This window comes from Chitinophaga sp. HK235 (genome assembly GCF_018255755.1).
GTDB lineage: Bacteria > Bacteroidota > Bacteroidia > Chitinophagales > Chitinophagaceae > Chitinophaga.
The window spans coordinates 4559522-4585119 of the sequence record NZ_CP073766.1; the positions used below are offsets into that span (position 1 = coordinate 4559522).

Annotated in this window: 21 protein-coding genes; 7 read left to right on the plus strand and 14 right to left on the minus strand. The window is 47.0% G+C overall.

Annotated elements, in window-relative coordinates; genetic code table 11:
- Positions 1 to 2 precede the first annotated feature (2 nt).
- Positions 3 to 2105, minus strand: coding sequence for a cation-translocating P-type ATPase (locus KD145_RS16675; protein WP_212000021.1), 2103 nt, complete (start codon positions 2103 to 2105; stop codon positions 3 to 5).
- A gap of 174 nt (positions 2106 to 2279) precedes the next feature.
- Here KD145_RS16675 and tsaE point away from each other — a divergent pair, with 174 nt between their 5' ends.
- Positions 2280 to 2717, plus strand: a complete 438-nt coding sequence (tsaE, locus tag KD145_RS16680) for a tRNA (adenosine(37)-N6)-threonylcarbamoyltransferase complex ATPase subunit type 1 TsaE (protein WP_212000025.1) — start codon at positions 2280 to 2282, stop codon at positions 2715 to 2717.
- A 41-nt stretch (positions 2718 to 2758) separates the two neighbouring features.
- On the plus strand, positions 2759 to 3976 hold the full coding sequence (locus KD145_RS16685; RefSeq protein ID WP_113616601.1) for an alanine dehydrogenase: 1218 nt from the start codon (positions 2759 to 2761) through the stop codon (positions 3974 to 3976).
- Between the two features lie 172 nt (positions 3977 to 4148).
- Here KD145_RS16685 and KD145_RS16690 read toward each other — a convergent pair whose 3' ends face one another.
- From KD145_RS16690 to KD145_RS16700, 3 genes are all read right to left on the minus strand, one after another.
- Entirely contained in the window at positions 4149 to 4949 is an 801-nt protein-coding gene (locus tag KD145_RS16690) for an undecaprenyl-diphosphate phosphatase (RefSeq protein ID WP_212000026.1), read from the minus strand.
- 78 nt (positions 4950 to 5027) lie between these two features.
- Complete coding sequence (locus KD145_RS16695) at positions 5028 to 5324, minus strand: DUF3098 domain-containing protein (RefSeq protein ID WP_212000028.1); 297 nt, start codon at positions 5322 to 5324, stop codon at positions 5028 to 5030.
- A gap of 34 nt (positions 5325 to 5358) precedes the next feature.
- Entirely contained in the window at positions 5359 to 6231 is an 873-nt protein-coding gene (locus tag KD145_RS16700) for an ABC transporter permease (protein WP_212000029.1), read from the minus strand.
- A 258-nt stretch (positions 6232 to 6489) separates the two neighbouring features.
- Here KD145_RS16700 and leuS point away from each other — a divergent pair, with 258 nt between their 5' ends.
- Positions 6490 to 9255, plus strand: a complete 2766-nt coding sequence (leuS, locus tag KD145_RS16705) for a leucine--tRNA ligase (protein WP_212000031.1) — start codon at positions 6490 to 6492, stop codon at positions 9253 to 9255.
- Positions 9256 to 9324: 69 nt separating this feature from the next.
- Here leuS and KD145_RS16710 read toward each other — a convergent pair whose 3' ends face one another.
- Positions 9325 to 9624 carry a hypothetical protein gene (locus tag KD145_RS16710; RefSeq protein WP_212000032.1) on the minus strand — a complete coding sequence of 100 codons (300 nt, stop codon included), beginning with the start codon at positions 9622 to 9624 and terminating at the stop codon, positions 9325 to 9327.
- 44 nt (positions 9625 to 9668) lie between these two features.
- Between KD145_RS16710 and KD145_RS16715 the strand changes: the two genes are divergently transcribed.
- The gene (locus tag KD145_RS16715) at positions 9669 to 10358 is read left to right on the plus strand and encodes a peptidoglycan DD-metalloendopeptidase family protein (RefSeq protein WP_212000034.1); all 690 of its coding nucleotides are present in this window, start codon (positions 9669 to 9671) and stop codon (positions 10356 to 10358) included.
- Positions 10359 to 10420: 62 nt separating this feature from the next.
- Here KD145_RS16715 and KD145_RS16720 read toward each other — a convergent pair whose 3' ends face one another.
- The 3 genes from KD145_RS16720 to KD145_RS16730 are packed head-to-tail and all read right to left on the minus strand — an operon-like array spanning position 10421 to position 16454.
- Positions 10421 to 11821, minus strand: a complete 1401-nt coding sequence (locus tag KD145_RS16720) for a RagB/SusD family nutrient uptake outer membrane protein (RefSeq protein WP_212000035.1) — start codon at positions 11819 to 11821, stop codon at positions 10421 to 10423.
- A 23-nt stretch (positions 11822 to 11844) separates the two neighbouring features.
- Positions 11845 to 15411, minus strand: coding sequence for a SusC/RagA family TonB-linked outer membrane protein (locus tag KD145_RS16725; RefSeq protein ID WP_212000036.1), 3567 nt, complete (start codon positions 15409 to 15411; stop codon positions 11845 to 11847).
- A gap of 26 nt (positions 15412 to 15437) precedes the next feature.
- The gene (locus KD145_RS16730; RefSeq protein ID WP_212000044.1) at positions 15438 to 16454 is read right to left on the minus strand and encodes a FecR family protein; all 1017 of its coding nucleotides are present in this window, start codon (positions 16452 to 16454) and stop codon (positions 15438 to 15440) included.
- 266 nt (positions 16455 to 16720) lie between these two features.
- Here KD145_RS16730 and KD145_RS16735 point away from each other — a divergent pair, with 266 nt between their 5' ends.
- Both KD145_RS16735 and KD145_RS16740 read left to right on the plus strand, forming a co-directional pair.
- Positions 16721 to 17332, plus strand: coding sequence for an RNA polymerase sigma factor (locus tag KD145_RS16735; protein WP_212000046.1), 612 nt, complete (start codon positions 16721 to 16723; stop codon positions 17330 to 17332).
- A gap of 53 nt (positions 17333 to 17385) precedes the next feature.
- The gene (locus KD145_RS16740; RefSeq protein ID WP_212000048.1) at positions 17386 to 18237 is read left to right on the plus strand and encodes an endonuclease/exonuclease/phosphatase family protein; all 852 of its coding nucleotides are present in this window, start codon (positions 17386 to 17388) and stop codon (positions 18235 to 18237) included.
- A 190-nt stretch (positions 18238 to 18427) separates the two neighbouring features.
- On the opposite strand, the gene KD145_RS16745 is transcribed toward KD145_RS16740, so the two are convergent.
- From KD145_RS16745 to KD145_RS16755, 3 genes are all read right to left on the minus strand, one after another.
- Positions 18428 to 19183 carry a hypothetical protein gene (locus KD145_RS16745; protein WP_212000055.1) on the minus strand — a complete coding sequence of 252 codons (756 nt, stop codon included), beginning with the start codon at positions 19181 to 19183 and terminating at the stop codon, positions 18428 to 18430.
- A 149-nt stretch (positions 19184 to 19332) separates the two neighbouring features.
- A complete protein-coding gene (locus KD145_RS16750) occupies positions 19333 to 20643 on the minus strand; it encodes a M20/M25/M40 family metallo-hydrolase (RefSeq protein ID WP_249219402.1) in 1311 nt (436 codons plus the stop codon).
- Positions 20644 to 20834: 191 nt separating this feature from the next.
- The gene (locus KD145_RS16755) at positions 20835 to 21731 is read right to left on the minus strand and encodes a hypothetical protein (protein ID WP_212000057.1); all 897 of its coding nucleotides are present in this window, start codon (positions 21729 to 21731) and stop codon (positions 20835 to 20837) included.
- 97 nt (positions 21732 to 21828) lie between these two features.
- Here KD145_RS16755 and ruvB point away from each other — a divergent pair, with 97 nt between their 5' ends.
- Positions 21829 to 22857, plus strand: a complete 1029-nt coding sequence (gene ruvB, locus KD145_RS16760; RefSeq protein ID WP_212000058.1) for a Holliday junction branch migration DNA helicase RuvB — start codon at positions 21829 to 21831, stop codon at positions 22855 to 22857.
- A 174-nt stretch (positions 22858 to 23031) separates the two neighbouring features.
- Here ruvB and KD145_RS16765 read toward each other — a convergent pair whose 3' ends face one another.
- The 3 genes from KD145_RS16765 to KD145_RS16775 form a co-directional block, all read right to left on the minus strand.
- On the minus strand, positions 23032 to 23733 hold the full coding sequence (locus KD145_RS16765; RefSeq protein ID WP_212000059.1) for a response regulator transcription factor: 702 nt from the start codon (positions 23731 to 23733) through the stop codon (positions 23032 to 23034).
- Positions 23734 to 23857: 124 nt separating this feature from the next.
- The gene (locus KD145_RS16770; protein ID WP_212000062.1) at positions 23858 to 24649 is read right to left on the minus strand and encodes a DUF3108 domain-containing protein; all 792 of its coding nucleotides are present in this window, start codon (positions 24647 to 24649) and stop codon (positions 23858 to 23860) included.
- 9 nt (positions 24650 to 24658) lie between these two features.
- On the minus strand, positions 24659 to 25561 hold the full coding sequence (locus tag KD145_RS16775; protein WP_374223482.1) for a hypothetical protein: 903 nt from the start codon (positions 25559 to 25561) through the stop codon (positions 24659 to 24661).
- Between the last annotated feature and the right edge of the window lie 37 nt (positions 25562 to 25598).

Sequence of the window (25598 nt, forward strand, 5' to 3'; positions counted from 1 at the left end):
TGTCAGTGTGACACGTTCTTATACCGCAGGCGTACTGAATTGACCGCCAGCACCACATCGGAAAGGCCCATCACACCAGCACCAACGATAGGATTTAAAAAGCCCAGCGCTGCTACCGGAATGGCTACCACATTGTAAATAAAGGCCCAGAAAAGATTCTGTTTGATGGTGAGATAGGTATGTTTACCAAGACCCAATGCCAGCGGCAGCGAGCCCAGATGATTATTCAACAGCACTACATTGGCACTCTGCATGGCCACCTGGGTGGCATCACTCAAAGAGATACCAATGGTAGCTTTGGAGAGAGCCGGAGCATCGTTGATACCATCGCCCACCATGGCGGTGGGAGCTGTTTGCATTAAACGGTCGATCTGTTGCAGCTTCTGCTGGGGCGACTGCTCAGCATATATTTCGGTGATGCCCAATGCTGCAGCCAGCTCCTGACATTTGCGGCTGGTATCACCGCTCAGCAATATCGGTTTTATGCCGGCTTCTTTCAGCTGGCGGATGACTGTATCAGCTTCGGGCCGTATTTCATCGGTGAAGTCGAGCCATCCCATGAGTGCACCATTGCGAAGGAGGTAGAGGTTATGGCTATCATCCTGTGTTACACCGGCTGCCATGCGGAAGGAGCCCAGCTGCCACTCATTGCCTTCCGGGTCTTTGGCACGCATGCCGAGGCCTTTGTGTTCCCTTACCTGCTGCAGGGGCACTTCACCGGCAGATTTCCACATGGCGGCCACAGAGCGGGCTATCGGGTGAGATGAATATTTTTCCAGGCTGTAAACGATCTTCCGGAAAGCCATATCCTCCAGGGAGCTGTGGTAATTGCGCAGTACCAGTTTTCCGGTGGTGAGTGTTCCTGTTTTATCGAATACTACCTGTTTGATATTTTTGAACAGTTCCAGGGTATGCCCGCCTTTGATCAGGATACCATGCCGGGCGGCACGTCCCAGTCCCACCATGACGGCGGCAGGTGTAGCCAGCCCCATTGCACAGGGACAGGCGATTACCAGCACAGCCACACTCCGCATCATAGCCGTAGCCAACGAAGTATGTCCTATAAAATACCAGCCCAGGAAGGTGATGATGGCGATACTCAGCACCAGCGGCACAAAAATGGCGCTGATACGGTCTGCCAGCCGCTGCATGGGCGGCTTGTCCTGCTGGGCCTGTTTTACCAGTTCTATGATGTAAGACAACACGGTGTCTTTGCCGGTGGCAGTTATATAAACCTTGATGCTGCCTTCTTCCAGGATGGTACCGCCTATCACTTTGTCTTTTTCCTTTTTGCTGACAGGTTCGCTTTCGCCGGTAATCATGGATTCGTTGATATGGGCGCTGCCCCAGTAAATAGTGCCGTCCATAGGGATTTTATCTCCGGTATTGACCAGCACACAGTCACCAGGACGGAGGGTACGGTTGTCTACTTCGTGGATATGTTCATGCCCATGGTCGGTATTGATGAGCCGGGCGGTGGTCACCTGCATGCCGGCCAGTTCTGCAATGGCAGAAGTGGTCTGTTTCACCGACTTTTCTTCCAGAAGATTGCCCAGGAATACCAGGGTGATGATAGCAGCGCTCGTCTCATAAAACATGTATTCCGGGTTGCCCATCACAATAGTGCCGATAAGGCTGTATACAAAGGCGGCGCTGGCGCCGAGGGTCACCAGTACGTCCATATTGGCCATACGGTTCATTATAGAGCGGATGGCGCTTTTGCCGAAGTGCCATAGTCCCATCAGGAATACCGGCAGTGTCAGCCAGAACTGGGTCCATGGCTGATGCAGCCAATGCCAGTCGACCCACATATGCAGCAATAAGGGCAGTGTAAATATTAAACAAAAGAAGAATTTGAAGGTCAGGGTATTAAAAACAGATACCTGGGTGGGTGCCTGGTCGGGCAGTACTACGCGGAAACCGAGGTGGTTGATGCCTTGCAGCACTTCTGCGGAGTCGGCGCCGGCAGGAGCGGTGAAACTCACCTCCTCCGTAGCGAAGCTGACATTGACATTTTCCATACCTTTTTTCTCGAGATAGCGGGATACGCTGAGTGCACAATTGGTACAATGCATCCCTTCCACTTTGCAGCTGATTGATGTCATGGTGTTTCCTTTTTCCTTTTGCAAAGTTACCGGAAGGTACCTTAAGGGGGTGGAAATATTAATGCAACAGCGACTCATTTTCATTTAGGGATTTTTTTGATTTAGATATTTTTTCATTTTGGGGAGACGATCAAATCCTTAAATCAAAAAATCCCAAAATCCATACATTTGCTAATGCAATGGACATTTACGCTGGAACAGCTGCCGGAGGTAGCAGGTGCTTTCTGGGAATATTTTGGCGATAAACAGGTATTTACGCTTAACGGACCTATGGGTGCCGGGAAAACAACCATGATCAAGGCCCTGTGTGCGGCCAAAGGTGTAGCCGACGCTACGGCAAGTCCCACTTTTTCCATCATCAATGAATATGGCTACCTCGACCCACAGGGACGCCCCCGCCGTATTTATCATCTCGACCTCTACCGGTTAAAGGATGAGGACGATGCTATCAGCGCCGGCGTGGAAGACACACTCTACCAGGACGCCATCAGCTTCGTGGAATGGCCCGACGTGATAGCCCCGCTCCTGCCTCCTGATACGGTCCATCTTCAGCTGGAAGTACTCCCCGATCAAAAAAGGGTGCTTCGCGAAATCGCCGCATCTGACAAATAGCGTATCTTTACTTAATCACAGAAAATAATATTGAAGCGTATATGGAGCAAAGGCAAAAACCTGTAGTGAGTGCTGGCTTTACTTATTCCCCACTGGAAGAAACGCTGGATATCCCACAAAAAAATTCCCGTTTGTATATCGGTATCCCAAAAGAAAACTCCTTCCAGGAAAACCGTATTGCCCTGACGCCTGACGCAGTAAGCATCTTAGCTGCACACGGACATCATATAGTGGTAGAACATAAAGCTGGCGACGGATCACATTATTATGATACCGACTACTCAGAAGCCGGTGCCGAGATCGTATATGATAAAAAAGAAGTGTTCAAAGCGGAGATCATCGTCAAGTCAGCCCCACTGAATGACGAAGAAATAGAATTACTACACCCGCACCAGATCATCATATCGCCCATCCACCTGGCAGCCCTGAAAGCGCCCCAGGTACAGAAAATGATGGACAAACGCATCACCCTGCTCTCTTTTGAAAACCTGAAAGACGATGCAGGCACCTACCCTATTGTAAGAGCCATGAGCGAAATAGCCGGCGGTGCTGTCATGCTCATAGCTGGTCAGTACCTGAGCAATGGCAATAAAGGTAAGGGTATCCTTTTGGGTGGCATCACCGGTATCCCACCTACCAAAGTGGTGATCATCGGGGCCGGTATCGTAGGGGAGTTTGCAGCCCGCACCGCAATGGCACTGGGTGCTTCTGTAAAAGTATTTGACAACAATATCTACAAACTTAAAAGACTGCAAAACAATATCGGTGTCCGGGTCTTCACTTCCGTGATCCAGCCCAAAGTGCTGGCCGAACAATTACGCAACGCCGATGTAGCCGTAGGAGCCTTATCTTCCCAAAGCGGCCGCACCCCCATCGTTGTTACCGAATCCATGGTCAGCAACATGAAAGCAGGATCAGTAATCGTAGATGTCAGCATAGACCGGGGCGGATGCTTCGAAACCTCCGAGATCACCAGCCACGAAAACCCGGTATTCAAAAAGTACGACGTAGTTCATTACTGCGTACCCAATATCCCCTCCGGCTTCGCCCGCACCGCCTCAGAAGCTATCAGTAACGTACTGATGCCCCTGCTCATAGAAGCAGCCGATGATGGCGGATTCGAAAATCTCGTATGGATCAAACGGGGTATCAGAAATGGTATTTACCTCTATAAAGGCGCCCTCACCAACTACCACCTCAGCGAAAAATTCAAACTGAAGTATACAGATCTGGAATTGCTGTTGGCCGTCAAAGGGTAACGGTAATGGATGTGATAAATACTGATGCTCCTGATGGAGTGAAGATAAAAACAAAGAACCCATTGATGTAAAAATCAATGGGTTCTTTGCTTTTATTAATAAGATATTGAGTGCATCTTCGCTCATATATTCGCTCCATCAGGAGCATCAGCATTTATCACATCCATCACCGTTACAGTTCCAGGGAATAACCCATCAGAATAGCACCGATAATGATAGCGCCTACAATAATGCGGTAGTAACCCCACATTTTGAAACCATATTTTTTTAAGGCACCGATAAAGAACTTGATAGCACCCATCGCCACTATAAATGCTACGATGTTACCCACCAGCAGCAGTTTCAGGTTTTCGGGGTGAGCCATCAGCAGCTCTTTCCCTTTCAGCAGTTTGTAACCAGTGGCTGCAGCCATGGTAGGTACCGCGAGGAAGAAAGAGAATTCGGCCGCTTCACTGCGGGTAAGCTTCTGTTGCATACCGCCAATGATGGAAGCTGCACTGCGGCTAACACCCGGCACCAGCGCCAGACACTGGAAAAAACCGATACGCAGGGCTGTAAAGATGCCTACTTTTTCATCCGTCTCAATAGTTGGTTGCTGGAACCAGTTGTCCACAAACAACAATACGATACCGCCGAGCAGCAGGGTAATGCCTACTGTAAGCGGACTTTCCAGCAGCTGGTCTATTTTATCACTGAAAAGGTATCCAGCGATGAGAGCAGGTATCACGGCTACAATCAACTTCACATAAAAACCAACCCGGTTTTTATCGAAAACCAGGAATTTCCGCCAGTACAATACCACTACGGCCAGAATAGCACCCAGCTGGATCACTACTTCAAACAGTTTGGTAAATTCATCCTTGCTAATACCCAGCAACGAGCTTACAATAATCATATGACCGGTAGAGGAGATCGGCAGAAATTCAGTCAGCCCTTCTACGATGGCAATAATGATGGCATGGAAAAAGTTCATTAAATCAAGTATGGTTAAAAGTGATAAAAAAAGCGATGAGGGCATCATCGCTGTAAAATATATTCGTTGGTTACAAAATTACTCTTTCGTTTTAGGGCGGGCCATGATGGCATACACTTCTATCAGCAGGCCCAGCACAATTACGATAGGCGCCAGCGTGATACGACGAAAGCTGTATACTTCTTCCGGTTTGAAAGCATTGGGATCGTTACTGTTGCCTCCCATCATGAGAAAAAAGCCCAATACGATCACTACGATGCCAGCCAGCATGTATTTGTAGTTCTCTTTCGGGAAAATAGGGCGGCTGTCGGTCACTGGATGGGATGCCAGGGGAGCGTCCTTGGTCACAGTAGATCTGAGTGTTTCTTTAGCCATAGCCATAGTGTTTATTTGTTATGATGATGTTGCATTAATAAAGATCGTCCAGTTTGAGCCGCAGGTATTTCATTACGGAGCGGTGAGTACTGAACAGGGAGATGGCGATACCCACGATGGTCATACCCAGGAAAAGCAGGGCTATCATTACGTTGTCCCGCAATCCGTTGAGCTCCGGCAGGGCTTTATCGGCAAACGACAGGATGGCCACCAGACCGGCAATAGCAATCAGTGCGCTGATAGCACCATTGGCAATGCTGCGGAGGTCAAATGGTTTGGCGATAAACCAGCGGGTAGCACCCACCATCTGCATGGTTTTGATCAGAAAACGGTTGCTGAACATAGCCAGGCGGATGGTATTATCGATCAGGAAGATGACCACCAGTGCCAGCAAGCAGCTGATAATCAGGATCACCATTCCTATTTTGTTGACGTTTTCATTCAGTTTGCTCACCAGCGTACGCTGATAGGATATCTCCCGTACGATGCTCTGCTGAGTAAGGTTGTTTTCAATAACCTTCAGACTGTCAGTGTTAACATAATTGGCGTTAGCCTTTATATTGATACTGGCATACAATGGGTTATACTGCAACAGCTGTATAAAATCTTCTCCAAAATCTTTTTTGAAACGCTGGGCGGCCATATCCTTGGACACGTATTCAATTGTTTTAATATATGGCTTATGAGCGATGGAGTCGCGCAGCGCCAGGGCCTGGGTTTCTTTTACATTATCTCTCAGGATGACCTGTACTTCAATACTTTCCTTAAAGTACTTGCTAAGCTTGCTGGCGTGGATCACCACGAGGCCCAGGGTACCCAATGAAAATAATACCAGTGCTACACCGATAATGGAGTAGAGGTAGGACGGTTTAGACTTCTTTGCTGATGATTTCCCGGATTGCGCCATTAATCTGCAGTTTATCGGCGAAAATAATAAAAATTAGCAGTTATGTGTAATTTTGCCAGTCCCTCAGGTTACTGGCAACATAATATGTTAAGAAAACGGCAATATATAAAGATGTTGGGGGATGACATTGCTGTATTAATATTTTTAACATTATTTTGCTGAAATGGCATAATCCGATTTTTAAATTATAACTGATAACGCGGTAAAGCCCGGATGTATTGTTTACCTCCGTTGCTTACTGCTCATCTACACTCATATATGGAATACAATTTCAGGGCAATCGAAAAAAAGTGGCAACAGCAATGGCAGGAGTCCCACGCTTACAAAGTCAGCAATGACAGCCCCAAACCCAAATGTTATGTGCTGGATATGTTCCCCTACCCTTCCGGAGCAGGGCTACACGTAGGGCATCCTTTGGGCTACATCGCTACAGACATCTATGCAAGGTATAAAAGGCTAAAAGGTTATAACGTACTACATACTATGGGGTACGACGCCTTCGGCCTGCCGGCAGAACAATATGCCCTGGAAACAGGCCAGCATCCGGCCGTTACCACTACCCAGAACATCAAAGCCTTCAGGGAACAGCTGGACAATATCGGATTTTGTTATGACTGGGACCGCCAGGTAAATACCAGCGATCCTTCTTACTATAAATGGACCCAGTGGATCTTTTTACAGCTGTTTGAAAGCTGGTACAACCGCATCAACCGGAAAGCAGAGCCGATCAGCACACTGACTGCCATCTTCGAAAAAGAAGGCAACAGCAATCACAGTTGCCCCGGCGACCGTCAGCGTTCCTTTACCGCTGCAGCATGGAAAAGCTATTCCGAAAAGGAAAAGCGGGAGATCCTTATGCAATACCGCCTGGCCTTCCTGGACTACGCCGAAGTAAACTGGTGCGCTGCCCTCGGCACCGTACTGGCCAACGACGAAGTAATCAACGGGGTGAGTGAACGTGGCGGCCATCCCGTGATTAAAAAGAAAATGCGCCAGTGGTTCCTCCGCATCACCGAGTACGCTAACCGCCTCCTCGAAGGACTGGAAACCGTCGACTTCAGCGATGCCATGAAGGAAATGCAGCGCAACTGGATCGGTAAAAGCCAGGGCGCCGAAATAAAATTCGCGCTGAAAGGCTCCGACCAACACCTGGAAGTATATACCACCCGTCCCGACACCATCTTCGGTGTAGACTTCATGGTGATTGCCCCGGAACATGAGCTGGTACAACAGATCACTACCCCGGAACAAAAAGAAGCCATCGAAAAATACCTGGAGTACGTACAAAGCCGCTCCGAAAGGGAACGTATGGCCGATGTAAAACAAATCACCGGCTGCTTTACCGGCGCCTACGCTGTCAACCCATTCGACGGCCGTGAGATACCGGTATGGACCGCAGAATACGTACTGGCCGGCTACGGCACCGGCGCCATCATGGCCGTGCCCTGCGGCGACCAGCGTGACTTCGGCTTCGCCCGTCATTTTAATATCCCCATCACCAACATCATCGGGGATGCTTTCAATGGCGAAGAAGCCAATCCCACTAAAGATGCCCAGCTGCAAAACAGCGGCTTCCTCAATGGTATGGACATGAAAGCCGCCATGGACGTGGTGATCTCCAAACTGGAAGAAATGAAGATCGGCAAACGCCAGATCAACTATAAAATGCGTGACGCAGGCTTCAGCCGTCAGCGTTACTGGGGCGAGCCATTCCCTATCCTGTTTAAGGACGGCGTTCCCTACGCGATGGATGAAAAAGACCTGCCACTGGAACTGCCCTACGTAGAACAGTACAAACCCGGCGAAGAAGGTGAAGGCCCCCTCGCCAACATCACCGACTGGGTAAACGTAGCCCCCGATGTAAAAAGGGAAACCAACACCATGCCCGGATATGCCGGCAGCAGCTGGTATTTCCTCCGCTACATGGACCCGCACAACAACGCAACATTCGCTGACCGCAAAGCTACTGACTACTGGAACCAGGTAGACGTATACGTAGGCGGTACCGAACATGCCGTAGGACACCTGCTCTACTCCCGCATGTGGACCAAAGCACTGTTTGATCTCGGTCACATCGGATTTGATGAACCTTTCAAATCTCTGATCAACCAGGGGATGATACAGGGTTCTTCCCGCTTTGTTTATCGCATCCACGGCACTCAGCAATTTGTTTCCGCAGGCTTGAAAGATCAGTATCAAACAGATAAATTACACGTTGACGTAAATATTGTCGATGGTGTAGTGCTTGACACGGAAGCCTTCAAAAAATGGAAACCGGATTATGCCGATGCTACTTTTACCCTTGAAGATGGACAATACATCTGCGGTACTGAGGTAGAAAAAATGAGCAAAAGCAAGTATAATACTGTCAACCCGAATGAACTGGTAAATAAGTTCGGCGCCGACACCTTCCGTATGTACGAAATGTTCCTGGGCCCTGTGGAACAGTCCAAACCCTGGGATACCAAAGGCATAGAAGGCGTACACCGCTTCCTCAAAAAAATGTGGCGCCTGTTTGCCGATGAAAATAAAGGCCTCATCGTTACCAACGACGCCCCTACACCAGAAGAGCTGAAAATACTGCATAAAACCATCAACAAAATCGATGGCGATACAAACAGCTTCTCCTATAATACCGCTGTCAGCCAGTTTATGATCTGTGTAAACGAACTGGCTACACTGAAATGCAGCAAACGGGATATCCTGGAACCGTTGCTGGTACTGCTCACACCATTTGCGCCCCACTTCTGCGAAGAGCTGTGGCACTTACTGGGACATACTACCAGCATCCTGGACGCAGCATATCCGGTATACAATGAAGCCTATACGAAAGAAAGCGCTTTCAACTACCCAATCGCTGTAAACGGTAAAACCCGTACTGAAATGGGCCTTCCATTAGATGCTGACAACAGCACCATCGAAAAGGAAGTACTGAGCAGCGAAGTAGTGCAGAAATGGCTCGACGGCAAACAGCCTAAAAAGGTGATCATTGTAAAAGGAAGAATGATCAACATAGTAGTATAACAACCACTTTAACAAATAACAAAGGGAGCAAACACCTCAGTGTTTTGCTCCCTTTGTTTTCTATGGATACTACCAATGAAAGTAAATGCGTAAGTAAATAAATACACAAATAGCCCCGCCCAGCAACTGTATAATACCCGACGATAACAACAACACCTTGCCTGTTTCATTACGAGACACGGAAAACATGACCAATATAAGTCCGGTCACCAGATAAACCGGTGCTACAAACAAAAACAACAATCCTGCTCCCATCTCTTTATTCACAGCACTGGCCAATACCAGTGAAATACTGATTGGTGTCAGTAAAGTCCACAATAATTTTCTGGCAAAAGGTTTCACCACAGTCCAGCAGATTATTTTATACACAAATTAATATTTATATTTAGATGTACAGTTTAAGCCAGCGAAATATGCTACAGGAGGTATTAAAGAAATATCAATCCACCTTTAAGCCGGTCATAGCTCTGATTCATCCGGATGAACAGCTGTTGGTCATGGACTTTACTGCCAACAACACCACCCTGACTAAAGCTATCCTGAACAATATCAAAAAGTTCTGCAGCTATATTACGCGGACATTGAAGGCCAGCAGTTGCCGGCTGGGCATTGGCGGATACAGCGAACACCGGACCATCTACGCCGTCAGTCCTCACTTTGACGCCGGAGAAGAGCCGCGCAGGCTGCACCTGGGCATAGATGTCTGGGGCGTAGCAGGCACCCCTGTTTTTGCACCGCTGAAAGGTCATATTCACAGCTTCCGCTTTAATGACCACTTCGGTGATTACGGTGCTACCATCATCCTGCAACATAAACTGGAGGGACATACTTTCCATACGCTCTACGGACATCTCAGTATCTCCAACCTGCAAGGACTATACGAAAATATGCCAGTCGTGGCTGGTCAGCAGCTGGGCTACTTCGGCACTCCGGCTGAAAACGGAGGATGGCCTCCCCATCTGCATTTCCAGCTAATAGAAGACATGATGAAATTCAGAGGCGATTACCCAGGCGTATGCCGCTTCAGCGAACGCGATAAATATCTTCAAAACTCTCCCGATCCTGATCTTATCCTGCAATTGAACCGCAACACCCACGGATAAAAAAAGGCCGCCGGCAATTACCGGCGACCTGTCGTCCTTACTATGGTGGTTGGTTTTATGTCTTATTTGGAATTTTGCTGCAATGTCTTATTGTAGGCCAGTGCCTTTACAGAAAAAGGCATGATCCACATCAGTGATTCCGGCTTGATGGAATAGGTTTTAGTGCCTTCCACTTTTGTGATGGTAGCCTTGTACTGTGGGTCGTTGTTGAAGCGGCGATAATCCAGGTATATCATACCTGTTCCCCTGTATTCACAACGCAGCTCTCTCCGTATCAGGCTGATGGCCTCTTCCGGCGTGTTAGCAGTAACATCTGTATAAGAAGCTGCCAGTATACGTTTGCGGCGTACGGTATTCAGCGCGGCCATAGCCTCTGCCACCTTACCGGCACGGGCCAGGCACTCCGCCTTAATGTAATACATCTCCGGTGTGCGGATACCACCCACGTTTACGTTATCATTCCTTCTGTAAGACCAGATTGTTTCTGAAGTAGGGCCCAGACTTCTCGGTGCAAAATTGACCAGCAAACGGGCATCTCCCTTATCATACTGCGCAGAATCAGCATAACGCATGGAAGAGGCATAGAAACCCTGCAGCTGCGCAATACTGCCGCCATAATGAAAAATATAGTTCTCCGGGTTGGTGAATTCAAACTTCGGCGTATTCACAGATAACGTAGGCTTCTCCAGCACCGCCTTGTTATCATTGTAATAACCCGGATAATCAAACAGGACACTATTTTCTGCCAGTGCTTTATCGGCAAAGCCGGCCGCTTCATCATAATGTTTCATGAATAGGTGTACCCTCGACAGAAAAGCATATCCCGCTCCTTTATTGGCGTAGTAGGCGTTTTCAGCAGTCTTTGGCAGGTCCGGCAGGGCTGCATTCACATCCTGCAGGATGAAGTCGTAGATCTTCTGAACAGATACCTGCTCCGGTTTGTCTTCAGCATCGCCGGTAATATTGAATGGCACGGCCGGATCATTGGCTGCTGTTGCAGCATCATACATCTTGGCGTAGGAAGTCACCAGATAAAAGTAAAGCATACTTCTCGCCACACGGGCCTGCGCCACCAGCTGGGCCTTTCCTGCAGCAGATCCTTCTATAGCATTCGGAACATTATTCACCAGTGTGTTATAAATAAAAATACCGGCATAGGCTCCATTATACCCTGCATCATCAATGACCAGCTCAGCCCTGCTTTTGTCTTCCTGCCAGTTAAAATTAATGGTGGTCAGGTTTACAGCTACCTGTTGCTGCTGCGGTGTATAAAACTCATTGGCTACCACAGCCTGGTTGGTATAATCAAAAGTATGAGCGCTTTTGCTCTCTACCAGTGGTTTATAGTCGGCCAGCGTTTGTGGGATTTTTTCCCCCTTGGGTACTATCTCCAGGTATTTCTTACAGCTGGCAGCTCCTATCATCAGGCTTCCACCTAAAACAAGTTGCATGATCTTTTTCATATACAAATCTTTTCTGCTGATGATTAAAGTGTGATGTTGAATCCTATGTTATACGTGGGCATGATCGGTAAACTACGGGATCCTCCTTTGAAGTCCATGGCTTCGGGGTCTATGCCTTCTCCGTTAAAGCCGATGTAGAACAGGTTATCTGCCTGAAAACGTATACGGGCATCCGCGATTTTTGCTTTCTTAATCCATTGTTTGGGCAGAGAATAGCTCAGGGCCAGGTTTCTGGCTTTAATGTAAGAGGCGCTGACTACGTTCTGATCGCCATAACGATAGTAGGCGTCTCTGAAGCTGGATTTCCGCGGATCATATTCCCATGAAATACGGGGCACATTGGTATACAGCTCATCTCCAGGCTGTTTCCATACATTATCTGCACCTCCTTTGATAAAACCGGCGGAGTTAGGCAAACCGGTGATTGCACGGGCATCTGTACGCATCACGTTACCGGCGTGATACACAAACATGAACGACAGCTGGAAGTTGCGCCAGTTGACATTGTTGATCAAAGCACCGCTGAAAAGAGGAGTCAGAGAACCACTGTACACCGCAATATCAGGATTTGTTACGGCTGCATTTACCGCTACACCGTCCAGGTTATATACCATCGGTTCTCCATAGTTGTTCAAGCCGGCATAAGGATAACTGTACAGCGCTTTGTAAGGCCTGCCCTGTAAAAAATAATCTCCATCTGAGATTAATGAAGAAGCGGTACCAGGCTTGAGGTCTACACGTGTTACTTTATTTTTGTTATAGGAACCATTCAAGGTGATGTCCCAACCGAAATTACGCTGACGAATCACCTGTCCTTTCAGCATCAGCTCAATACCTTTGTTTTCCATCGCACCATTATTCAGGATAGCAGAGGTAAATCCCATGGCAGGATCGATGGTTACCGTGGTCAGCAGATCATCACTCTTCTTCTGATAGATATCAACAGAGCCTGATATCCTGTCTTTCAGCACAGCGAAGTCAATACCGAAGTTGGTGGTAGTGGTTCTTTCCCAACGCAGATTAGGATTGGGTGGTGATTTGATGGAGCCAGTCGTGTTATTGGTCAGGGAATTAAGACCATAACTCACTGTCATAAAAGGTCCGGATTCTTTGGCCACATTACCATTGATACCGTAGGAAGCCCGCAGCTTTAACATATTGAGCCATGCAATGTCTTCCATAAATTTCTCCTTGCTGATAATCCAGCTGGCACCAGTAGACCATAAAGGTCTGTACTGGTAAGCAGGATTGGTACCAAACAGGTTAGACAGATCGTAACGTGCGCTTCCGCTGATCATGTACTTACCGTCATAGATATAACTGGCATTTCCATAGAAAGAAAAATAACGGTTGGTCACTTCACCCATTGACTGCAGATCTTTGAAATTGAGCCTGCCCTGGTGTCTGTTGAGCCCCACCATACCATTGATCATTTCAGTGGTATTGTTAAGCGGCACATACTGAAGGGTGAGCGGATCATAACCAAACATGGCCATGAAGTCACGGTTGTTTTTCACCTCTCTGGTCTCAGAACCAACGATGGCAGCTATTTCATGCTGTGGAGAGATGGTTTTATTAAAATTCAGCTGATTACGGAGCGTATAGGCGCGAAGGTAGTTACCATAACTACGGAAAGCATTTCCTTGCGGCAGCTTATACACTACATTGCCTTTTGTATCGAGGGAGGTAAAGCTGTTCATTTTATCCCGCATGTAGTAGGAGGCTGCATCCAGCAGCTGCTCTGTTTTCCCGGCATTTTTTTCATACTGGAACATGCCTTCATAGGTAAGCCAGGGCCGGATTTTAGCGTTTAATTTGCCGTAGGCACGTGTTTTAAGATTGCGTGTCCAGGCCAGGTTATAGTTCTGTTCATCAGATACGATCTTATTAGGGGAATACAGGTTGTATTTCGTATAGTCGGCTAGTTCATCCGGCTGCAGTCTGTTACGGAGTGGTAATGGATTACCATTCTGATCGAAGATAGGTTCAAAAGGCTGCTGGTCGTTGATCAGATCTACCAGATAAGTACCGTCCGGGCCGGGCGCTTTTGAATCGCTGTAGTTCAGGTATACACCTCCTTCTGCTGTCAACCATTTATTGACAGAGAGGGTATTGCGGAAGTTGAGGCCCAGGTTTTTATTGTTGTCAGAACGTTGGTATCCCTGTTCGTTCCGGAAGGTAGCGGAGAAGTTGAAAGCATTGCCGGCCGTGGCTTTGGAGAGAGACAGGTTATACTGCTGATTGGATGAAGGACGCATCAGCTGCAGCACTTGTTTGTTGTATAAATCCATGCTGCGCAGTTGGTTCATTTTTTCATCTGCTTGAGCACGGGTAAGTTTTCCTTCTGCCACCTGCAGCATGATGTCTACCGCTGGAGTAATAGCGCCAGTGTAGTTACGCAGGCGGTTGGCTTCCTGTAGCGGATTGGTTTTATAAGCAGGATCGTTGTCGAAATAGTTATAGGTAAGATCTAGGAGTTCGCTGGCACTGGCCTTGTTCAGGTAAGAGAGATCATATTTCGGTTTTACCGCGAAATCACCGGAGAAGCTGATCCTGGTAGCGCCTGCCTTTGCTTTTTTGGTGGTGATCACAATGACGCCATTGGCTGCACGGGCGCCATAGATAGAAGCTGCTGCCGCATCCTTCAGCACCGTAATGTTTTCAATATCTTCCGGGTTGATATTGGGTACATTATCTTTCAGTTTAAAGTTAAAGTCGTAGGAAGTATTCTCTACCGGGAAACCATCAATCACATACAAAGGTGCACTGGTGGCCATAAAGGTGCTGTTACCACGAATGCTGATATCGCCTTTAAAGCTCACCACCCCAGGCAGCGTACCTTCCAGAACCTGCGACAGGCTGGAGATACGGCGTTTTTCCAGATCAGCAGATTTAACAGTAGCAAAAGCTCCGGTAGCTCTTTCTTTCGATAGTGTCTGATAACCTGTTACCACTACTTCATCCAGTACTTTGCTGTCCATGATCACATTCAGGTTCACAGCTTGCCCAAGTACCATCCGCTTACGTTCCATGCCGGCGTATGTGAAAATTAAGGCAGTAGCCTTTACCGGCACCGCGATAATGAAGTAACCATTGTTATCTGAGACAGCCCATTTTTTTCCACCTTCCAGCTGGATGGTTACGCCGGGAAGTGGCGTACCGCTCTGTTCTCTAACAGTACCGCTGATGGTGCGTGTTTCCTCTTCTTCCACACTTCCCTGTACCACGCCAGGAGCAAGGTTTTCCACCTTATGATCTTTTTTTTGCCGGGCAACAATGGTATAATGATTTTTATCTACATACAGAAACAACAGGTCGGTAGGATACAATATGCTTTTCAGCACTTCTTCCACCGGCTTACCTTTCATGGCATCTACATTGACATTGGTGTTTTTGTTCTTCAATAAAACACCTTCGTACATAAAGGTGGTGCCGTATAGGGCAGTCACCCTGTCCAATGCGTATTTCACCGGCGTAGGTGCCGGGTATCGGCCGGGAACTGATTGTTGTGCAAAAACAAAGGCACTGGTGAGTAACAGTACACACAGGTACAGGAAGCCATACAGGCTTTGTCTAGTACAAATCCTCATTGATTTTGGTTTTTTAATTACGCTGTTTAATATCCGCGCTGACCATTGTTTTTCAGGAACAGCGTGTCATTGTTCTTCTCGATTTTTACGTTTAGTATGGCTGATAATTCAAACAGTACATTGTTGACATTATTCAGTGATAAAGTACCTTCTATAGTACGGTGGGCAATGGATGTATCTTGCAGAATGATGATGAAACCATAGGTATCCTGCAGGGTATGTATAATCTCGCTGACCGAGGTTTGTTTCAGTTTCATTTTGTTTTCACGCCATGCCAGCGTAGTTCCGGCATCAGCGGTATTTTTCTTAAGCTGGCCATTGTCTTTGTCATACGATGCTTTTTCATCTGGTTGCAACAGCAGGACCTGATGATGATGCTGTGCAGATACTTTTACTTTTCCCTGCTGAAGGAAGACTTCTGTCTTTTCCCTTCGATGTTTTACATTGAAGATGGTGCCCAGTACCTCTACACGAACAGCGCCGGCATGGACCGTAAAATGCTGAGCAGTGGGCATTGTTGCAGGTCGCACTTCAAACAGCGCTTCTCCTTCCAGCCACACCTCCCGCTTTCCGTCTTTCCATGAATGATAACTGAGCGCTGAATGAGCATTAAGGATGACGACAGAAGAATCCGGCAATGTAACGCGTACCTGTTGACCATATCCGCTCTCCACCCTGTTCATTTTGGGAGGCAGCAACTGGTACCAGATAGTAGCAGCGATCAGCAATGGCAGCAACACAGCCGCCACCATCCAGCGTTTGCGGGCGTTGCGTTTCAACGGCACCACCGGTGTTTCTCCTAACCGGGATTGTATCTGTGCCCACAGGGCTGCTTTATCGTTAGCAGCAGGCTTGATCCTTTTCAGGCAATAGATGGCTTGTAATGCTTCCACAGCCTGTTCCAATTCCTGCAGGTTGTCTGGTTGGCTGTCGCGATAGGCCGTCCAGAATGCTGTCGCTTCCGGTGTGGCATATCTCACCCACTCCCTGAAAAAAACATCTTCCAGGAAATCATCTTTCTTAAATAAATAATAGCGCTTCAATATCAGTTCTTCGTTAGCATCACATTAATCATCACAGGAGAGTAAGAAATGACTACCCCGTGTTTCATACAGAACACAGGGATTTTGCAAAACACCCCACTTTTTTTCAATTTTTTTATACTTTTTTAATTAGAAACTATAAAAGCACTGATTTCATTGATTTTATATCGATGTATATTTTTCATATTTATTCTTAGTTATATGTAGCCAGGACAATCGGGAAAGGCTATACATTTTTTTGTACATTTAGCCATTCAAGTGGGGAGATGGACGTTTTAACAACAGCTGATACAATACTCTGGACAGCATTACAACAAGGCGATGAACAGGCTTTTGCCAATCTCTACGACCGTTATTTTGAACGGCTGTACGAATATGGTATGCGCCTGCATCCCAACGATGACCAGGTAAAAGATGCTATACAAGAGCTTTTCATCAAGCTGTGGACAAACCGGCAAAATCTCAGTACCACCGTAGATCCCCGTCCTTACCTGTTTGTAGCACTCCGCGGCACCATCTACAACCGGCTGCGTCCCCGCAAAAACGCCGTGCTGGTAGCTTTTAACCAACAGGAACACGACTTTCTGGCCCACTTCTCTACCGAGCACGCCTATATTAAAAAAGAGCAGCTTCGGGAACAACAGCAGCAACTGCTACAGGCCCTCAATCAACTCAATGCCCGGCAGAAGGAGATCCTGTACCTTCGTTACTTTGAAGAACTCGATTACGACCAGATCGCCAACATCATGGGCATCTCCGTAAAAGGCGCATATAAACTCTCTGCCCGCGCACTCAAAAACATGCGCGACATATTGGGCATCTCCTCCGCTATTCTGCTTACGCTGCTGGCAGAACTGAAAACAACCATCCATCCATAACGGCATAAAAAAGTAAGCTGATTGATTATTTTTACCGGATAAACAGTTACAATATGAGAAACATATGGCTGACAGGCATATTATGCCTGATCATGGGCGCAGCGGTTGCACAGGCACCACTGCAGGTAATGACTTTCAACATCCGGATGAATACTCCAAACGACAGCCTGAATGCATGGCCTTACCGGAAAGACAAAGTAGCATCGGAAGTATTATTTCATCAGGTGGCCATCCTGGGTGTACAGGAAGCACTGTTTGATCAGATGGAAGACCTTCGGCAGCTACTGCCCGGCTATAAATCCATCGGCACCGGTCGCGAAGACGGTAAAAACAAAGGAGAATTCTCTGCTATCTTTTACGATACCACCCGCTTACAGTTACTCAAAACACAAACTTTCTGGTTATCGGAAACGCCTGCAGTGGCAGGCAGCAAAGGATGGGATGCTGCTATCACCCGTATTGTAACATGGGGTCAGTTCAGAGATAAACAAACGAAAAGAATATTCTATCATTTCAATACCCACTTCGATCATATGGGTAAAGTGGCACGCCGCGAAAGCGCACGTTTCCTGCTGCAACAGGTACATAATATTGCCGGCACCACATCTGCCATCATCACCGGCGACTTCAATGCTACACCTGACGATGAACCGATACAGGTAGTAATGGACAACAAAAATTCCCTACACTTCACCGACAGCAAAAGCATCAGCCTTACGCCGCACTACGGTCCTACCGGCACTTTCAACGGATGGCATTCTGCTGAAGTAGATGATCAGCCCATCGATTATATTTTCCTGAAAGGTAAATTCAAAGTACTGCAACATGCTTCTATCTCCCAGACATGGGGAGGACGTTTTGCTTCCGACCATTTTGCAGTGCTGTCCAGCATTATACAGCAGTAATAAAACAGAAAAAACAGGATTAAATAGAAAAAAGAAGGCCAGGACGCTTTCAGGGTTTTGAATGATGAACGCCAACGGGTGATACCAGCGAAGTTATTTTTTCCGCATCATCTTCGTAGCATCACTTATTCATCATGCAGTTTCCTGAAAGCATCCTGTCTTCACATCAATCATTAATCACGAAAATAAATTAGTCGTGCGTATGCTCTACGCTCATGCTGTTCTCGAATGAGTTCACCACTTTGTTATGCAGATTGTTGTTAAAATCTACGTTGATTTTAAGCTTTCCGCTGGTGAAGGAGCCAGTAAAGTCTCCAATCTGAAGTTTAGTAAGAATCAGGTCCATAGAGATTTTGATCTGACCTTTCCAGTCGATGTTTTTGTCGGTAACGACTACATCTTTTGCATCAGCCTTTAACTCGATGATGCCGGAGAGCAGGATTTCCATCGGGATCTTTTTATCGCCCCAGGTAAGGAATCCGATCAATCTTACTGCCGGATCCTTTTTATCACCTTCTACTCTGGCATACACTTTCACCTTTTGATAAGTGCCCAAAGGAATTCTGAGACCACCCAGCAAAGCTGGTGCCTGCTTCAGATCTATTTGCCTGTCTGTTTTTAATTTAAACTCCACTTCATCTTTACCACTTTTGGCGTCGAAGCGGATTTCACGCAGTCGGGCAGTCGCAGTATCCCAGGTGATGTCAAATCCTCCGGAAGACTTGGCCATGGCGGCATCTCCGGTGATAGCAGATAAACGGCCGGCGGCATCCGGTGTCAACGTGTAAGTTGGGTTAACCGCAGCGATTTCATAATTGATAGATGTTGAATCCTTCACTTCAGCCTTGGGCGACTGATCAGGACCCGCCATCTCTTTAGAGCATGACGCGAGCATCATTGTTGCAATGCTTACAGCACCGCAGAGTTTTACAATTCCGGTTTTCATATTGATATGGTTTTTAAATGACTACTTGGGGAATATAGTAGCATAAAAGTAATGAAGAAATCCGAAAAAAGTATAGATATACAATTATTTTAAAAAGAAAATCCGGTTGAGAATTATCTCAACCGGATGAATATATGATATGCTTTTTTTTATTTAGTAAGTGGAGCAATTCGTGTAGGCGTTGACGTTCCATTCACAATAGTTCCGGAACTTACAGCAATCGCCTGAATGATATCGGTGATGTTTTTTATATCCAGTGTAGACACTTCATCTTTCACGGTATGATAAAACTGGTCTTTATCAATTTGTGTGGTGGAGATGGTATGCGCTGGTACACCCAGTTTGGCCAGGTTGGCGTTATCGGAACGATAAAACAGATTCTGTTCCGGATAGGGATCCGGATAAAAATGGAATGCAGAGCCTTCCAGATTACGTTGCAGAATGGTACCGAAGTCTGATTTTTCGAAGCCGGTGATAAAGGCACTGTTCTTTCCAAATTTGGATTCCTTACCGATCATTTCTATGTTAAACATAGCAACTACTTTTTCAGGATCCATTTTTTTAGAGAAGTAACCGGAACCATAGCCGCCGATTTCTTCTGCAGTGAAAGCCACAAAGATCAGTGTACGGGCAGGATGTTTTTTCTTGAAATAATTGGCCAGCATAATAACAGCGGTAGTACCGGAAGCATCATCATCTGCACCGTTGGCGATGCTATCGCCGGCTACAGCTGGCAGTATGCCCAGGTGATCATAATGCCCGGAATAAATTACATATTCCTCAGGCTTGGTAGCACCTTTGATGATGCCTGCTACGTTATTGAATTCACGGGCTTTGATGCTGCGTACCTGTTCTACAGACCAGCTGGCCTGCGCTCCTACCGGTTCCTTTTCCAGTACCATTACCATATGTTTGGCAGTATGGTTAGTGTCTGCCGGCACATCTTTCAGGCTGTTATACAAACGGCCTGCGAAAGAAGCTTCCAGGCCGCCCAGGTAACCAGTCAGTGAAGGGTCGAGCCATACCAGCACATTTTTCTGCAGGGCCTTACGTTGGTCCAGCACGGCTCCCAGTTCTTCTGCGTTGGTTACATGTACTTCCATACAGGTGGCGGTATCCTTGCTCAGCTGCACATTCAGCGAACTACCAACTGCAATAACAGGCCAATTCTTCACGGCTCCGTTGATTGTCAGCGTAGTGCTGCTGGTACTGATACCATACTTGGTAAAATGTTGCAGGAAAGATGTTTCTCCAGGCAAAGGCTGCAGGCCGGCCTTTTTAAATTCTTCGCTGATAAACGCTGCAGCCCTGTCTGCTGCTGGAGTTCCGGACATACGTCCTTCCATGTTATCCGCGGCAAGGGTGTTAATAATGCGGGCTACTTCCTTTTGTTGTATCTGTTGACCATGAGCGGCAGTCATCATACAGCCGGCAGCCAGTGATAAAATCAGTTTTTTCATGAGCAGTTATAATCGTTTTTTCTGTTGTTCTACATTTTGACCGGTGGTTGCTTTTGCGGGGCTGATGTAGCATAGGCAGCCGTAAAGTTTGTAAGATTACATCAAATTTTTTCAGATTACAATGCTAACATTTTTCTGTCAGGAGATATTAACACCTTTGTAGGATACCAGATTTTTTAACACCTTATCTTTTATTTTTTCGGCGGAACCGGCCGGGACTCCTGTTTCCAGGGCCCTTTATACACCTGCGCATCGAACCGGACCATGTCTGTAACAGGCACCGGCGTGTCAGCAGGCAATAATTCGATCCGGGTGATATTGGTAGCATGCATACGATACTTAATACGATCCTCTCTTAACTGCAGTGTATCCAGGAGTTTATCCACAGTTCCCTTGTCGCGCAGCAGTGTGTACACACCCGATATCTTTAAGGATGTTGAATCCGTGGGTACACCTGGAATGAAGCTGGAAATAGTGACCATCTCCGGAGTTACTTTTTCCACCCTGCAGGAATCGTACCCCTGGCGCCATTGGTAGCCTACCTCCATTTTAGGTGGCATATGGCGGAACAATTTTTCCACGTCCATCGTCAGATGCATCGGTATACGCCATTGCAGATCAGCCACTACCTGGGGTGGCAGGTTCCATCGTTGTCGTGCATCTTCGAGGATGGCCGCAAGGCTCTGTGTGGCCTCAAGGCCCTGTGTGACTGCAGTGGAATCATTATTCCTGACAGTGAGTATAACAGGATGATACAATAATGCTATTTGTGCGGCCGTTTCCGTACTCCATGCATGCCAGGTAGTGGAGTCACTGCTGATGAAATGATATCTCATTTTGCCGCTCGTGACGCTGTCATTGATATACAACAAGGTGCAGGCAATGGTAGCATCGTGTTTACTGGTGTGCAGTACCGTCAGCTGATAGACCTTTTCGCACACATTTTGTGCCGGAAGAATAGATCTGGTAATACGATATAGCAGCCGGTCATTTTTCCGGAATTGAGCCTGCGAAGATACCGGCAGGCAACAGTTCAATAAAATGCCTATACAGGCAATGATAACCACAAGAGGGGTTCGTTGGCACATTGGGGGACAGTTTTTGAATGGTTGACAAGGGAAGAAGTTAACTTTATTAAGTTACGTAAATCCCGCTGAATTTAATTTGGTATTTTTGACAGGTATTATGTCTAATGAGCCTTTAAGACCAGAAGAAAACAGACTCAGTGCAGCTGAGAAAGAGTTTGAGAACAGCATTCGTCCCCGGGAGATCATTGATTTTTCGGGCCAGGATCAGATCATCGAAAATCTGAAGATATTCATCAAAGCCGCCAAAATGCGCGGGGAAGCACTGGACCACGTGTTGTTCCATGGCCCACCGGGACTGGGAAAGACTACCCTGTCGCGTATTGTGGCCAATGAACTGGGCGTGAATATCCGCGAAACCTCCGGGCCGGTGATTGAGAAACCAGGCGACCTGGCAGGCCTGCTGACCAACCTGGAAGAAAAAGACGTACTGTTTATCGATGAAATACACCGGTTAAGTACCGTCGTGGAAGAATACCTGTATTCTGCCATGGAAGACTACCGTATCGATATCATGATAGACTCCGGGCCCAGTGCCCGTTCCATTCAGATCAATCTGCAGCCGTTTACACTCATCGGCGCTACCACGCGTTCCGGGCTGCTGACGGCACCACTGCTTTCCCGCTTTGGTATCAAATCGAGGATGGAATACTACAATGCTACTACCTTACAGAAGATCATCTGGCGTGCTGCCGGCCTCCTGGGCAGTAAAATCACGTCGGATGCTGCCGGAGAAATTGCGCGGCGTTCCCGCGGCACTCCCCGTATTGCCAACGGCCTGCTGCGTCGCGTACGTGACTTCGCCATGGTAATCGGCAACGGCGTCATCGATCTGGAAATAGCCCAGCTTAGCCTTAAAGCACTCAACGTAGACGAATACGGCCTCGACGAAATGGATAACCGCATCCTGCAGGTGATCATCGAAAACTTTAAAGGCGGCCCTGTAGGCATCACTACCATTGCCACCGCAGTAGGAGAAGAAGCCGGTACCCTCGAAGAAGTATACGAACCGTTTCTAATACAGGAAGGTTTTATCAAACGTACACCCCGTGGCCGTGAAGTCACAGAAAAAGCCTACCTGCACCTGGGTAAAACACCATTCCGGGGAGGCAGTCAGCTACTCTTCTAACTGTGATGTATGTGATAAATACTGATGCTCCTGATGGAGTGAAGATAAAAGCAAAGAACCCATTGATTTTTACATCAATGGGTTCTTTGCTTTTATCAATAAGATGTATAATTCATTTTCGCTCATCTCTCCGCTCCATCAGAAACATCAGCGGTATCACATGCATCACAGTTGTTATTCCTTCACCACCAGACGGAAACCATTACCGTGTATATTCACAATCTCGATATTGGAATCCTCTTTCAGGTATTTACGGAGTTTGGCGATATAAACATCCATGCTGCGTCCGTTGAAGTAGGTATCGCTACCCCATATTTTTTTAAGGGCGAGCTCTCTGGGCAGCAGATCGTTTTTATGTTCACAGAGCATATGCAACAGCTCGTTCTCTTTGGGAGAGAGGGTATGTGTTTCGCCGTTGTGGGCCAGGGTACGCAGACGGGAGTTGAAAGAATAGAAGCCGATCTGGAATTCGTGCTGTTCCTCTTCCTTGCTGTTGAGCTCCTGGTTACGTTTCAGGATTGCCTTGATTTTGAGCAGCAACAGCTCACTATCAAAAGGTTTGGAGATATAATCATCAGCACCCAGTTTATAACCCTGGATAATGTCTTCCTTCATGGTTTTGGCGGAGAGGAAAAACAGGGGGATATCGGGGTCTACGTCCCGGATTTCTTCCGCCAGTTTAAAGCCGTCCATATTGGGCATCATAATATCCAGCAGGCAGATATCGAATTTTTCGCGGCGGAAAGCGGCCAGGGCCAGAATGCCATCACGACATAATTCCACATCATAGTCATTGAGTTCCAGGTAGTTTTTAAGTACCATGCCCAGGTTGGTATCATCTTCCGCCAGTAATATCTTCGGTTTACGTTCTTCCATAATCATAAAGGGTTGATTATAACAAATATAAAGTTTTTCTACGGCACGTAAGGTCGGCAAAATTTGAACCGTACTGAACAAAAGAATTGTTAAATCTACTCATTTTCAGCCCGGTAAACATATTTTACCGTTGTCTTAACAGAGAAGTGAAGGGATGCCGGAGATTACTGTAGTTGACCATGTCTACGATGATATTTCCCACAGAAATAGGGCTTTCCACCCGCAGTGGTACTTTATTGGCATCGTCGCTGACCCATACCGTCATTTTCTCTCCGCCTTCGAAGATGGTGCCTTTGATCAGGAGTGGCTTGAATTTGATGGCTCTGAACTTACCGAAGCGGGTATTTACTTCTTCCTTGCCCAGATAGCGGATGTATATGTTATACACCTGGTCATCGAGGAACATGGCGAAGGGTATTTTATCGCCTTCCTGGGCTTTACTGAAGTCGATATTGCGGGCGTAGTAGATGGCACTGATCACGTCCTGTACACAGGGTGGTACAGTAAAGGTACCGTTGGTACTGACAGCCTGGTGGGCAGCCTGATTGAATACTACGTTGTTATAAATTTTATATCCGCCTTCGTTGACATTACGCAGGAATTTCAGGGGCTGCATGGTGGCTGTATCGAGGAAGGTTTCATATTTATCACGCACCTTGAAGATCCAGTCGTAGGCACGAAAGGTGCGGCCATCACCGGTGATGTGGTAAACATCGCGGTTGGCGAAACGTTCGAGGTTGACAGTGAATACTGCCTCACCGGCACCAACGTACATTTTACCCAGGTTGTACATCACTTTGAAGGTGATACTTTCTCCGGCGTTAAAACTGTTATTGCGGATAGAACAGAAGTCATTTTGCGCGTGAGCGGGGGTTATACAGGCGATAGATAACAAGATGAGCAGAAGGTACCTCATTGCTGGAAGCTATTTGTCCTTAAAAATTTTTATACCTAAAAGCAGCACACTTCCCATCACTGCCGGCAAACACAGGTTGATCAACCAGATGCCACCCGTGGCTGCTATGATAACGGCTGTATTGGTACTGAGCAGTCCTAGGAAATAGATACTTACTTTTCCGCGGATGCCTAATTCTGCGATAGCGATGGTAGGCACCATGGCCATTACCAGATAAATAACGCTATTGAGAAAAAAGGCCTGCCACCACAAAAACTCCAGCCCCAGGGCGTCCAACAAAATCAAATACTGTGCCGAGAAGACTAGATATCGTACGGCTGAAAGTAGCAACAGGTAACGTAAATCAGCGGCGGAATAACGAACGATGATCTGAACAAAAACCTTTGCCTTTCGCAGAAACCGGACTTTTTCAAATACAGCCAGAATAATTTGTAACCGAAAATATAACAATATCGTCAGCACACAAATTACTACGAGGATACCAAACACGATTTTCTCCCAGAAGTTGGGAGGGAAATAGCCGTTTTCCTTTACCACACTGAAGTTGTTCAGATAATAAAGCATCCCTATTAACCCAAAAATAACAGTCACTATGAGCTGGCTGAAGCTACCCACGATGGTGGCAGCAATGGCTTTCAGTTTATTGCCATTTTTGAGATACAGAATGCGTCCACCGTACTCGCCTATACGATTAGGGGTATTGATAGACAGGGAAACACCGGACAGAATGGCACTGAAGGCTCTGCGGAAAGAAATGGGTTCCAGTGGTTTGACCAGTTTCTGCCACTTTTTCGCTTCCAGTCCCCAGTTAAAAAACATCAGTAGCAGTACCAGCGTTAATCCTATCCATCCCTTTTCCTGTATGGTTTTGCTCATTTGCGTCAACGACTGCTCCAGGTTTTCACGGTGCATCAGCTGATGATAGATCGAGTAAGCCAGCCAGGTAAAA

Coding starts and splice junctions, on each gene's coding strand:
- KD145_RS16675 (WP_212000021.1), bottom strand. CDS start 2,105: ATGACATCAATCAGCTGCAAAGTGGAAGGGATGCATTGTACCAATTGT.
- tsaE (WP_212000025.1), top strand. CDS start 2,280: ATGCAATGGACATTTACGCTGGAACAGCTGCCGGAGGTAGCAGGTGCT.
- KD145_RS16685 (WP_113616601.1), top strand. CDS start 2,759: ATGGAGCAAAGGCAAAAACCTGTAGTGAGTGCTGGCTTTACTTATTCC.
- KD145_RS16690 (WP_212000026.1), bottom strand. CDS start 4,949: ATGAACTTTTTCCATGCCATCATTATTGCCATCGTAGAAGGGCTGACT.
- KD145_RS16695 (WP_212000028.1), bottom strand. CDS start 5,324: ATGGCTAAAGAAACACTCAGATCTACTGTGACCAAGGACGCTCCCCTG.
- KD145_RS16700 (WP_212000029.1), bottom strand. CDS start 6,231: ATGGCGCAATCCGGGAAATCATCAGCAAAGAAGTCTAAACCGTCCTAC.
- leuS (WP_212000031.1), top strand. CDS start 6,490: ATGGAATACAATTTCAGGGCAATCGAAAAAAAGTGGCAACAGCAATGG.
- KD145_RS16715 (WP_212000034.1), top strand. CDS start 9,669: ATGCTACAGGAGGTATTAAAGAAATATCAATCCACCTTTAAGCCGGTC.
- KD145_RS16720 (WP_212000035.1), bottom strand. CDS start 11,821: ATGAAAAAGATCATGCAACTTGTTTTAGGTGGAAGCCTGATGATAGGA.
- KD145_RS16725 (WP_212000036.1), bottom strand. CDS start 15,411: ATGAGGATTTGTACTAGACAAAGCCTGTATGGCTTCCTGTACCTGTGT.
- KD145_RS16735 (WP_212000046.1), top strand. CDS start 16,721: ATGGACGTTTTAACAACAGCTGATACAATACTCTGGACAGCATTACAA.
- KD145_RS16740 (WP_212000048.1), top strand. CDS start 17,386: ATGAGAAACATATGGCTGACAGGCATATTATGCCTGATCATGGGCGCA.
- KD145_RS16745 (WP_212000055.1), bottom strand. CDS start 19,183: ATGAAAACCGGAATTGTAAAACTCTGCGGTGCTGTAAGCATTGCAACA.
- KD145_RS16750 (WP_249219402.1), bottom strand. CDS start 20,643: ATGAAAAAACTGATTTTATCACTGGCTGCCGGCTGTATGATGACTGCC.
- KD145_RS16755 (WP_212000057.1), bottom strand. CDS start 21,731: ATGTGCCAACGAACCCCTCTTGTGGTTATCATTGCCTGTATAGGCATT.
- ruvB (WP_212000058.1), top strand. CDS start 21,829: ATGTCTAATGAGCCTTTAAGACCAGAAGAAAACAGACTCAGTGCAGCT.
- KD145_RS16765 (WP_212000059.1), bottom strand. CDS start 23,733: ATGGAAGAACGTAAACCGAAGATATTACTGGCGGAAGATGATACCAAC.
- KD145_RS16770 (WP_212000062.1), bottom strand. CDS start 24,649: ATGAGGTACCTTCTGCTCATCTTGTTATCTATCGCCTGTATAACCCCC.
- KD145_RS16775 (WP_374223482.1), bottom strand. CDS start 25,561: ATGCACCGTGAAAACCTGGAGCAGTCGTTGACGCAAATGAGCAAAACC.